Origin of the sequence: Roseicyclus sp., assembly GCF_965662675.1 — a bacterium.
In the GTDB taxonomy this organism is placed as follows: Bacteria; Pseudomonadota; Alphaproteobacteria; order Rhodobacterales; family Rhodobacteraceae; genus Roseicyclus.
This window is the reverse complement of the sequence record NZ_CBFIIK010000101.1, coordinates 1-10,207: the sequence shown is the minus strand read 5'-3', so window position 1 is coordinate 10,207 and position 10,207 is coordinate 1. Positions and strand designations below refer to the sequence as shown.

Below are 10,207 nucleotides of genomic sequence, written 5' to 3'. Positions count from 1 at the left end.
CGCGATCTGGTGGTGACGGCGGATCACGCGCTGCTGGTCGAGGGGCTTTTGGTCAACGCGAGCGTGCTGGTGAACGGCACCACGATCACCGAGGTTGCGGACCTGCCCGAGCGGGTCACCGTCTACCACATCGAGACCGAGGATCACGACATCATCCTCGCCGAAGGCGCCCCCGTCGAGACCTATGTCGACTATGCCGGGCGGCGGGCCTTTGACAATTACGCCGAATATCTCGCGCTCTACGGCGAGGATCGGGTGATTTCCGAAATGGCCTATCCCCGCATCAGCAGCGCGCGGATGCTGCCGGCTGCGCTGAAGGCAAAGCTGGGGATCACCCGCGCGGCGTAAAGTCGAACGCGCGCGGATGCGGGGCCGTCCGTCCAAACGGATCGAAGATCACCGCGTGCTGCGTTGCGCACTGCGGGATTTGGCGAAGGCAACCGCCGCCGCGGCGTGAACCGCCTGAAAATCGGGACTGACAGGGGGTGCCTTCGGGCGCCCCTTTTCTTTCGCGTGGTGTCAAACAAGGAGAAATGGCCAGTTTTCCTCGACCGCGCATATCGGGGGTTGTAACTTCGGTCGCAAAGGCTTGATTGGCTTGTGTTGTCACGAGGAGCTAGGTGTAGCAGGCGAAACTTAGGCAGGAGTGGACAAGGCAATGGGGATGCGGGGTGCTGCGACATGGGCTGCGGGCTTGATCGCTTTGTTGGCGGCGCATGCGGCCACGGCGCAGGAGGTCCATGGGCCGGTGGTGGTGGAGTTGTTCACCTCGCAGGGTTGTTCGGCCTGTCCGCCTGCTGATGCGCTTTTGGGCGAATTGGCGCGTCGCGAAGATGTCATCGCGCTGGCGCTGCATGTCGATTACTGGGATTATATCGGTTGGCAAGATACCTTTGCCCAGCCCGCCTTTACCGCGCGCCAGCATGGTTATGGCCATGCCGCAGGCTCGACCGTTGTTTATACACCGCAGATGATCGTGGGCGGCAGTGACCGTGTCGTGGGCGTGCGGCCCATGGCGGTCTCGGATCTTGTGCAGCTTCATCGCGCCACGCCCGATCCTGTCAGCATCGCTATTTCCGCCGATGGCGATGGTTTCGCGGTAGAGACGCAAACGCTGACCGCGCCACCCTTTGCGCGCATGGTGGTGCAAGTCGTCAGCTACAGCCCCCATAACGAGGTCAACATCGCCCATGGCGAAAGGGCTGGCACCGTCAGCCAGCATTTCAACGTCGTCACATCGTGGCAGGTGGTGGGCGAGTGGGACGGGCAGGCGCCGATGCGCTTTCGGGTGATCCCCCAGCAAGACGATCCGCATGTGGTGATCGTGCAGCAAGCCGATCATGGGCCGATCCTGGCGGCGGCGCGTTTGGATTGAGCCGTGCCTCAATCCGCTTGCGGCGGGTGATCGGCCTTGACGCGATCGGGTTTCCAGCGGCGATGTATCCAAAGCCATTGTGCAGGCTTTGCGCGTACCCGCGCGGCAAGACTGTCGTTGAGTGCTTGGGTCATGGTGAGCGCATCGCTATGCGTGATCGGCGCCTCGATCTGGATATCGAAATCCAGACCGTTCTCCAGCCGCTCGGCATAGATCGGAACGAGAAGCGTGTCGTATTTCAACGCCATTTCGGCGGCTGACAGTGCCGTTGGTGCAGGCTGGCCCAGAAAATCCAACAGCGCGCCTTGGGCGATGAATTGATCGATCAAGATCGCGCCTTGCCCCCCCTCGCGGAGGGTTTTGACAAAGCCCGCCAAGCCCCGGCGGTCGCGCGGAAACGCCGCCCCACCCACGCCCTCGATCGAGGCGATATAATGGGCGTTGGAATAGGGATTGTTCATCAGACGATACAGCCCACCCATCGCATAGCCGCGGACATTCATCGCCGCCCGTGCGGCCTGGTAATTGCCAAAATGCCCTGAGACAAAGAGGATCGGTTTTCCAGCCGCCTGCGCTGCCTCGCATGCATCCAGCCCCGGACCATGCGGCACCCAGCGTTCGGCCCATGCCATTTGGTCGGCGGTCGAATAGTTTTCGATCACAACGCGGCCGAAGTTGTCGAGAACACCGGTCGCAATGGTGTGTCGCGCCGCTGGCGTCAGGGTCGGGAAAATCCATGCAAGTTGTTCATCGGCACGCGCGCGGTAGCCCGTGATCCCACCCAAGGCGCGCAAGATCCGCCCCATCATTGGCACGCGCCACCGATAGGGCAGGCGCAGCGCGACCCAAAGCAGGCCACGCAAGGCGCGATCGACCGTCCAGTCGAGCCAGAGGCGGCGAGGTTTGGCCATGCGATCCTTCGGGGTTATCTGCCTGTCACGGGCGCTTTGGTCGGGGTCACGGCCCCAGCGCGGGTTTCGCGATGCCAGACATAAACCCCGGCCCCCACGATCACAAGCGCGCCAAGCAAGGTCAGCGCATCGGGCAATTCGTCAAAGGCGAAATAGCCCCAGCAGGTCGCAAAGATCACCCCGGCATAGCTGAACGGCGCAACCGCGCCCGCTTCGGCGATGGTCAGCGAGCGGATCAACAAGAACTGACCAGTGGCCCCGACCACGCCCAAGGCAAGAAACATTCCCCAATCCCAAGATGCCGGTGCCTGCCAGACCGGTACGGTCAAGAGGCTCGCCGCCAATGTGCCGATGATCGCGGTGTAAAGAAACGAGGTCAGGATCGGCTCATCGCGTCCCAAAAACCGGGTGGCCAGCGCATAGCTCGCGTAGAAAAGCCCCGCCAAAAGCGGCAATAGCGCGGTGGGGCTGAAGACATCCGATCCCGGCCGGATCACGATCAGCGCGCCTGTCAGCGCCGCCACGATCCCCAAGATCCGCCTTGGCCCCAAGCCCTCGCGCAGCACGACAGCCGCGCCCAGCATCAACAGCATCGGATGCACCTGCATCACCGCCGTTGCCGCGGCGATATCCATCAAGCTGATCGCGGTGAAAAACGTATATGTCGCGGCAAACAAAAAGGCCGAGCGCAGCAATTGCAGCCCGATATGACGCGTGCGCAAAAGCGGCCCAAGGCGCGGGGCGAGCGCCACGACCACCACCGCCATCATGCCCGCGTAGCGCGCCCAGACGACTTGGATGGGATCGTAGCGCGCCATCAGCGTCTTGGCGGTCGCATCCATCGCCGAGAACAGAAAGATCGCCCCCAGCATCAGCAAGATGCCCTGTGCGACCGGTGTGAGCCGCGCCAAGCGTCTCAGCCCCGCTGGGCGGCCAGCGCCTCGAGTTGTGGACGCAGCCATGCGAGTTGATAGCCCCACGCCTCGCCGCGCGCGATGATCTCGTCGGTGGGCAGATCGCCGGCCTGACCCAAGGCCCAGACCAGTGTCGAACGGTTACCAGACGCGCAATAGGCGATGACCGGCCCATCGGCGGCATCGATCGCGTCGCGCTGTTCTTCGACATTATCCATCGTCATCTGGCCGCCGATGACGGGGTTGAAGACGAAATGCAGCCCGGCGGCCTCGGCGGCGGCTTGCATTGCGGCGGCTTGAAGGGGGCCGGGGTTTTCACCATCGGGGCGATTGCAGATCACGGTCGAAAAGCCCGCATCGGCCAAGGCCGCCATGTCGGTCGGGGCAAGTTGCGGGGCGACGCTGTAGCTGTCGGTGATCTGGCGCAGATCCATTATCGGGCTCCTTGGCTGTGCTTGCCGACACTGTGCCTCAAGCAGCGGGCAAGGAAAAGGCCAGCTTGATGCATATCAAGGCCGATGGCGGGGCCGGGGCGTAGACTGTTCACATCCTCAAGCGACGGGGCCGCATGCGCCCAAGGAGTGTCCGATGAACGATCTTGCCGCACGCCGCGCACAGCTGGAAGGCCGTTTGGCGGTGTTGGACCAGCGCCTGCGCGCGCTCGACGCCGAGTTGGATAGCCACCAATCCAAGGATTGGGAGGAATTGGCGCTGGAACGCGAAGGCGACGAGGTGCTGGAAAAGCTCGGCCAATCGGGCGAGGCGGAAATGGCGCGCATCCGCGCCGCATTGGCCCGCATGGATCGGGCCGAGTATGGCATCTGCGTGCAATGCGGTGCGAAGATCACCGAAAAGCGGCTGGATTTGTTGCCTTATACCCCGCATTGCCGCCGCTGCGCGACATAGGCATCTGGGCCGATGCCTTGCGTAACCCGTCCGCGCGCGCGTCTTGCGAATTTGCGCATCTCCAAGGCCATCGCAGCGCTGCTTTTGACGCCGCGAATGGGTCAGGCTGTGGCCCGCCGCCTGATCGCGCCGGCATCGTCCCAAATGCCGGTCTTCACCGTGTTCACCCCCTGCCACCAAGGAGAAGTCATGACAAACACACCGACATCAGGACGCGGCAAGGGCGAAGCCCCTGACACTGCCTTGCCGAAAACGACCCTGCGCCGTCCCGACGCCGCGCCAAGCGACAAGCAGCAAGCCGCCGCCTCCAAGCGAAAGCCCGCCGTCACAACAGCCAATGGCAATGATGCGGATGAGGATCTGTTCAACGATCTGCCGGTCTAGATCGACGCGCGCCCCCGCCGCTTACGCGCCGCGCGCGCCCGCCATCTGCTGCGCCATTTCCAGCGCCGCGATAAAGCTTGTCGGATCGGCCCGGCCCGTTCCCGCGATATCGAAGGCCGTGCCATGATCGGGCGATGTCCGGATAAAGGGCAGCCCCAGCGTGACATTCACGCCACCGGCGAAATCGATGGTCTTGATCGGGATCAGCGCTTGGTCGTGATACATGGCGACCGCCGCGTCATATTGTGCGCGCGCGGCTGCGTGGAACATGGTGTCGGCAGAATGGGGCCCTGACAGGGTCAGACCCTCGGCGCTGAGATCGGCGATGACGGGGGCGATCAAGGTATCTTCTTCGGTGCCCATCGTGCCGCCTTCGCCTGCATGTGGGTTCAGCCCGGCGATGGCGATGCGCGGTGCGGCGATGCCGAAATCGCGGCGCAGCGCGGCATGGGTGATGCGGATCGTGTCGCGAAGCAGCTTGGCGTTCAGCGCCGCTGGCACCTCTGATAGGGGGATATGGATCGTGGCAGGCACCACGCGCAACGCTGCGCAGGCCAGCATCATCACGACGGTCTCGACCCCCGCCAGATGGGCCAGATACTCGGTATGGCCCGGAAAGCGGAAACCCGCCCCATCCTTCAACGCCTTTTTGTTGATCGGCAGCGTGGTCAGCGCCGAAGCCTCGCCCCGTGTGACCAGCTCTACCCCCTGCGCGATGGCCGCAATCACACCAGCGGCGTTTTCAGGGACGGGCTGGCCGGGTATGGCGGGGCCGGCAAAGGGGTGGGTGAGTACCGGCAGCCCGCTCAGCGCGGCATGGGCGGCATCCCTGGGCCGCGCGATGGGCACGGGGTTGGCACCGAAGCCGGCCAGATGCGCGGGATCGCCGATCACGAAAAACGGCAGCCGCGCGCCCAAGCGTTGCCACGCCTTGACCGCGATCTCGGGGCCGATCCCTGCGGGCTCGCCGATGCTGACCGCGATCGGGGCGGGGCCTGTCATCTCAGTCGTAGGTGATGATGGCGTCGGCGCGCAGCTCTTCCAGCAATGCCACGGCATTGGCTTCAAGCTGGGCGGCGAAGAGACCTTGGCGCACCACCTCGATCCCGCCTTCGGGCGGGGCGACATTGCGCGCGCACAAGATCACCGCGATGCGCGATGTCCCATCGCGACCGGGTGTAAAGCCGATCTCGTCGGTATCGAGCGTCGACAGGACCATCGCGATATCGGTGGGAATGGCCGAAAGCGGCTGATCTTGGCGCGTAAACGCGCCGGGGCGCAGGGCATAGAGATCATCGCATTGATCGACCTCGGCGCGCAGTGCCGCGCTGGCGGCTTGGCCTGCTTCGGTGCCTGCCGCGGGCAAGGTCAGGGTCGCGTAATCGATCGAGATGGCGGCGGGCGCGCGGAAGCTGCCTTGCGACAGGCCGCGCAGCTGGAAAATGCCGATCGCAGGGCCCAAGACGACAGGGCCATAGGTCTCGCCCACCGAGAGCAGCATCATATCCTCGCGTAGCTGCGCGGGGATGGTGTCAAGCGCGCGCCATCCTGTCAGGCCGCCCTCTTCACGGGTGGGGGCGGCAGAAAAGCGGCGCGCGGCCTCGGTGAAAAGATCGATCTCGAAATTCAACTCTGTGGCCAGTTGCGCCAAGTCATCGCGCAAGGTCTCGCGGTTTTCGGGTGTGACCGGCACGATCAATTCGGCAAGCAGGATCTGGCCACTGCCAAGCTGCGGTTCATGGGCAAGCGCGCGGGCCACGGCATCGTCGCTGGTCGCTGCGCGCGCGCGCGCGCCGAAGCGCGCCTGCACCACGTTGCGCCAGGAAATATTGTTGGCCACGAAATCGCGGAAGGTTTCAGGGGCGACACCCTCTTGGCCGATCGCGTCGAGAAACTCCGCGGCGCTCAGCTCGGCGCGGGCGGCGAATTCGGCGATGCCCTCGGCGATCTCCGCCTCACTGGCCACGACACCGAGGCGGCGTGCCTCGGCCAGTTGCAGGCGCTCGTTGACCAACGACTCAAGCGCCACGTTGCGCACATCGCCGGGGGTGCGGATCACCTGCAAGAACAAGGCCCGCTGCTCGATCTCGAAATAGGTGACGATGGCGTCATTCACACGCGCCGCGGCGGAAAACGGCGATTGCGCCGCAAGGGCAAGGGGCAGCGCAAGGCCCAAGGGCAAAGCCAAGGCCAATGCGCGCAAAACCTGGCGGAGCGTGAATGTCGGGCGTTTGTTCATCGCGTCCTTGTTCCGTTATGCTCGTGGTCTGCGTTCATCGCGGTTTTATAACTTCTTTTGGACTGCCTCATCTGCGAAGGCAACTGCGTGTGTGGGTCGGTCAGCATCGGCCTAGCCGTCCTCGGTGTGCAAAATCAGCCCCACGGCCAGCAAAATCGCGGCGAGCGGTGGTGTCCATGCGACGATGGTGATCGGTAATTGCCCGTTCTCGCCCAAGACCTGCGCGAAGGAGCGGATGAAAAACAAGCTGAAGCCCAGCAAGATCGCCGCCAAGACCATGACGCCGGTCTTGCCCGAGCGGGTGTGGCGCATGCTCAGCCCTGCTGCGATCAGCACCATCGCGGCCAGCATCAAGGGGCTGGAAAGCTCCATCTGCAGCCAGACCCGGTGTTGCAATGCTGCAAAGCCTGCTTGGTTGAGTTGCCCGATGAAGCCCGGAAGCTGATAGATCGGCACTGTCTCGGGCTTGCCGAAGCTATCGCGGATCTGGTCGCGCGTCAGCGTGGAGGGCAGCGCGTATTCGGCTATGACCGTGACATTCGCCTCTGGGTTGGTTGTGTCGGCCAAGGCCCATTGGCGGGCATCGCGCAGCGCCCATGCGCCCTCCAGCAAGCGCGCCTCGGCGGCATTGATGCGGCCCGTGATCGTGCCATCGGGGGCGAATTGGAAAAAGCTGACGTCGAACAGATGTGTGCCATCGGCATTGGTGGCGCCCGCGCGGATCACGGTTTGCTCGGTGTCGCTGCCTTGGCGCAGCCAAAGCCCCTCGGATGTGACGGATACCGTGCGCTCTTCGGCACCGCGATATTGCGCGGTTTTCATGTCATATTGCTGCGAGGTGGTCGCCACGATCGGGTTCAGCACCGCCACCGCCATCGCGCCGAAACCCGCGGCCACGATCATCGGCGAGGCGACAGCCCGCAGCGCCGAACGGCCCGAAGCGCGGATCACAACCAACTCCGAGCTGCGCGCCAGCCCCAAAAACAGCAGCAACGTCGCCAACAAGACGAAAAGCGGGATCATCTCGTAAAGTTTGCGTGGCAAATTCAGTATGGCCAGCTCGAACACCGGCCCAAGCCCAAGCTCTGGCCCGATGCGGCGCAGTTGCTCGGCCAGATCGATGGGCAACAAGATCGCGATGAAGACCGCGGTCACGATCCCCAAGGCCCGCAAGAAGCGGCGCGCGATGTAAAAATGCAAGATCATGCTGCGCCCGCCTGTGGCCGGGCCGGGGCGCGATCGCGCCGCTTGCGTTTGCGCGCCATCGCCAAAAGCGTCAGCCCCCCTGCAAGGCCTGCGGCCAGAAGCGGCTGGACATAGGCCAAAAGCTGCAAGTCGACATTGCGGATCGCGCTGGCCTCGGCCGCATTCCAGACCATCTGCAAGGGAATGATCAGCACAACCGCCAAAAGGATCTGCGGCCAGACGCCGAAGCGCGAAAAGCCGCCCAGCATCAAGCAGGCCGCGGCGATCAGGGGCGGGAAGATCACGAAAAGCGCGCGTGCGATGCGGTCATGGCCGACAAAGCGCATCTGGGCCAGTGACAGCCCCATAGCGGCCGCAAGCTCCGCATCCGCGCCGATCAAGACCCTTGTGGAAAGCGCGCGAAGTTCGGTCCTTGCACTTGCTTGGTCGGCGATCAGCGCTCCCAGATCATAGGTGAAGGATGTGAACAAAACCGTGGTCAATCGCTGCGTGGTCACATCATAGGTCTGTGCCAGCCCATCGAACATCACCAGCTGCGGGCCACTGCTGGCCTCCAACAACAATGCACGCGGGGCGGTATAGGTGGTCTCTGTCGCCGGATCGACGCGGTCTTGCAAGAATAGATCGCGGAATTCGCCCTGCTCGGTGATCTCGCGCACATAGACGCTCAGCCCGGCGGTGGGGTGGATGAATTGCCCCTCACGCAAGAAGCGGCCGGTCAGATCGGCTTGCACATCCGCACTGCGGTCGATGAATTGACCACGCGCGACCGGTGCCAGGAAATTGCCCAAGACCCCGACCAAAAGGCCAAGCAGCAGCCCGAAGATCAAGACCGGGCGCAAGAGCCGCGCCGCGGAGAGGCCCGCGGTCTGCAGCACCACCAATTCGCTTTCGCCGATCAAGCGATTGAAGATGTAGAGCGTGGCCACAAGCCCTGCGACCGGCAGCACCATCATCATGATCTGCGGCAAGGTCAGTGCGGTGAATTCGAGAAACACCCGCAATGTCTGGCCATCAGCCACCAGCGAATCGAACAGGTCCACCGCCTCGTTGATCCAGTAGACCGAGATCAGCACAAGGCTGAAAAAGCCAAACAGCACGACCAGCTGGGACAAGATATAGCGATCATACCGCCCCACCGAGCGCTCCTCCACCTCAACTCCCGTCGATTGGCGGGATGTGCTGTTCTTTTAAGCCAAACTGCGCCCCCGTGCGAGGGTGATCTGGCCATTGGCGAAAGCCCGCCCTAGGTTGACCCCTGAACCGGCCCCGGGACGCGCCGATCCTGCCCAGAAGGAACCATGCCATGACATCGCCGATCGCCATTTCTTTCGTCGACACCGATCTTGAGGCGCTTGCGCAAGTTCAGGGCAAGCTCGGCCTTTTGGTCAGCCCTGATGGCAAGCTCGATCCTTCGGGGCGGCGCTTGAACCGTGTGACGCGTGGCGCGCTGGCCCGGCTGGTCGAAGGCCCCGCATGGGACAAGGTCAAACCCGGCGAGGGGGTGGCGCTGAACTGGCCCGTGGGTCTGGCGGCGACGGGGCTGATGGCCGTCAAACTCGCCCGCCGCCCCAGCCCCGAGGAGGCGCGCAAAGCCGGTGCAAACTTGGCCAAGTTCAAAGGCAACGAGGCGCTTTGCGTGGCGGCGGGCGGCACGGCGCGCATTGCCGATCTGGCGCTGGGTCTTGCGCTGCGTGGCTATGATTTCACTGCTCACAAGACCGGCGAGAAAGACCAACCGCAGGACGCGACCATCATGGTGGCCAAGCCCGATGAGGCCAGCGCTGCTGCAGCCCCGCTTTTGGCCGTGGCCGAGGGTGTGTTTTTCACCCGTGACCTGATCAATGAACCCGCCAATGTCTTGACCACACGCGATTTCGCGGCTCGCCTGGAAGGGATGCGCGCGCTCGGCCTTGAGGTTGAGATCATCGAGGAGGCGGCGCTGGCCAAGATGGGCATGGGCGCGCTTTTGGGTGTGGGGCAGGGCTCGGAAAGCCCCTCCAAGGTCGCGGTCATCCAGTGGAAAGGTGCGAAGGGCGCGCCGCTGGCCTTGATCGGCAAGGGCGTGGTCTTTGATACGGGCGGGATCAGCCTCAAGCCGCCGGGCGGCATGGAGGACATGACTATGGATATGGGTGGCGCTGGGGTCGTGGCGGGTGTCATGCATGCGCTGGCCCGCCGCCATGCGCCCGCCCATGTGGTGGCGCTGATCGGTCTGGTCGAAAACATGCCATCGGGCACCGCGCAGCGCCCCGGCGATGTGGTCACATCG

General features: G+C 63.9%; 12 protein-coding genes. 5 read left to right on the top strand and 7 right to left on the bottom strand.

Annotation, left to right across the window (positions count from 1 at the left end):
* Both ACTG4J_RS12735 and ACTG4J_RS12730 read left to right on the top strand, forming a co-directional pair.
* A partial coding sequence (locus ACTG4J_RS12735) for a Hint domain-containing protein (RefSeq protein ID WP_439140060.1) occupies positions 1-348 on the top strand: 348 nt, incomplete at its 5' end.
* A gap of 316 nt (positions 349-664) precedes the next feature.
* A complete protein-coding gene (locus ACTG4J_RS12730; protein WP_439140058.1) occupies positions 665-1,375 on the top strand; it encodes a DUF1223 domain-containing protein in 711 nt (236 codons plus the stop codon).
* Between the two features lie 8 nt (positions 1,376-1,383).
* On the opposite strand, the gene ACTG4J_RS12725 is transcribed toward ACTG4J_RS12730, so the two are convergent.
* Genes ACTG4J_RS12725 through ACTG4J_RS12715 form a run of 3 tightly spaced genes read right to left on the bottom strand, consistent with a single transcriptional unit; the run spans position 1,384 to position 3,634 of the window.
* A complete protein-coding gene (locus tag ACTG4J_RS12725) occupies positions 1,384-2,286 on the bottom strand; it encodes a lysophospholipid acyltransferase family protein (protein WP_439140057.1) in 903 nt (300 codons plus the stop codon).
* Between the two features lie 14 nt (positions 2,287-2,300).
* Positions 2,301-3,197, bottom strand: a complete 897-nt coding sequence (locus ACTG4J_RS12720) for a DMT family transporter (protein WP_439140055.1) — start codon at positions 3,195-3,197, stop codon at positions 2,301-2,303.
* 5 nt (positions 3,198-3,202) lie between these two features.
* Positions 3,203-3,634 carry a TIGR01244 family sulfur transferase gene (locus ACTG4J_RS12715; RefSeq protein ID WP_439140053.1) on the bottom strand — a complete coding sequence of 144 codons (432 nt, stop codon included), beginning with the start codon at positions 3,632-3,634 and terminating at the stop codon, positions 3,203-3,205.
* 154 nt (positions 3,635-3,788) lie between these two features.
* Between ACTG4J_RS12715 and ACTG4J_RS12710 the strand changes: the two genes are divergently transcribed.
* Positions 3,789-4,106, top strand: coding sequence for a TraR/DksA family transcriptional regulator (locus ACTG4J_RS12710; RefSeq protein ID WP_439140051.1), 318 nt, complete (start codon positions 3,789-3,791; stop codon positions 4,104-4,106).
* A 189-nt stretch (positions 4,107-4,295) separates the two neighbouring features.
* A complete protein-coding gene (locus ACTG4J_RS12705; RefSeq protein WP_439140050.1) occupies positions 4,296-4,490 on the top strand; it encodes a hypothetical protein in 195 nt (64 codons plus the stop codon).
* A 21-nt stretch (positions 4,491-4,511) separates the two neighbouring features.
* Here ACTG4J_RS12705 and pdxA read toward each other — a convergent pair whose 3' ends face one another.
* From pdxA to lptF, 4 genes are all read right to left on the bottom strand, one after another.
* Positions 4,512-5,492 (bottom strand): 4-hydroxythreonine-4-phosphate dehydrogenase PdxA, encoded by a 981-nt coding sequence (gene pdxA / locus ACTG4J_RS12700; protein ID WP_439140048.1) that lies wholly within the window; start codon positions 5,490-5,492, stop codon positions 4,512-4,514.
* A gap of 1 nt (position 5,493) precedes the next feature.
* Positions 5,494-6,729 carry a peptidylprolyl isomerase gene (locus tag ACTG4J_RS12695; protein WP_439140047.1) on the bottom strand — a complete coding sequence of 412 codons (1,236 nt, stop codon included), beginning with the start codon at positions 6,727-6,729 and terminating at the stop codon, positions 5,494-5,496.
* Positions 6,730-6,840: 111 nt separating this feature from the next.
* Positions 6,841-7,935 carry an LPS export ABC transporter permease LptG gene (lptG, locus tag ACTG4J_RS12690; protein ID WP_439140046.1) on the bottom strand — a complete coding sequence of 365 codons (1,095 nt, stop codon included), beginning with the start codon at positions 7,933-7,935 and terminating at the stop codon, positions 6,841-6,843.
* Complete coding sequence (gene lptF / locus ACTG4J_RS12685; RefSeq protein WP_439140044.1) at positions 7,932-9,089, bottom strand: LPS export ABC transporter permease LptF; 1,158 nt, start codon at positions 9,087-9,089, stop codon at positions 7,932-7,934. The genes lptG and lptF overlap by 4 nt, the downstream gene beginning before the upstream one ends.
* A 152-nt stretch (positions 9,090-9,241) precedes the next feature.
* Here lptF and ACTG4J_RS12680 point away from each other — a divergent pair.
* On the top strand, positions 9,242-10,207 hold a 966-nt coding region (locus ACTG4J_RS12680; RefSeq protein WP_439140042.1), incomplete at its 3' end, for a leucyl aminopeptidase family protein.

Excerpts from the sequence above, each read along its gene's own strand:
- ACTG4J_RS12730 (WP_439140058.1), top strand. The coding sequence starts at position 665 with ATGCGGGGTGCTGCGACATGGGCTGCGGGCTTGATCGCTTTGTTGGCG.
- ACTG4J_RS12725 (WP_439140057.1), bottom strand. The coding sequence starts at position 2,286 with ATGGCCAAACCTCGCCGCCTCTGGCTCGACTGGACGGTCGATCGCGCC.
- ACTG4J_RS12715 (WP_439140053.1), bottom strand. The coding sequence starts at position 3,634 with ATGGATCTGCGCCAGATCACCGACAGCTACAGCGTCGCCCCGCAACTT.
- ACTG4J_RS12710 (WP_439140051.1), top strand. The coding sequence starts at position 3,789 with ATGAACGATCTTGCCGCACGCCGCGCACAGCTGGAAGGCCGTTTGGCG.
- ACTG4J_RS12705 (WP_439140050.1), top strand. The coding sequence starts at position 4,296 with ATGACAAACACACCGACATCAGGACGCGGCAAGGGCGAAGCCCCTGAC.
- pdxA (WP_439140048.1), bottom strand. The coding sequence starts at position 5,492 with ATGACAGGCCCCGCCCCGATCGCGGTCAGCATCGGCGAGCCCGCAGGG.
- ACTG4J_RS12695 (WP_439140047.1), bottom strand. The coding sequence starts at position 6,729 with ATGAACAAACGCCCGACATTCACGCTCCGCCAGGTTTTGCGCGCATTG.
- lptG (WP_439140046.1), bottom strand. The coding sequence starts at position 7,935 with ATGATCTTGCATTTTTACATCGCGCGCCGCTTCTTGCGGGCCTTGGGG.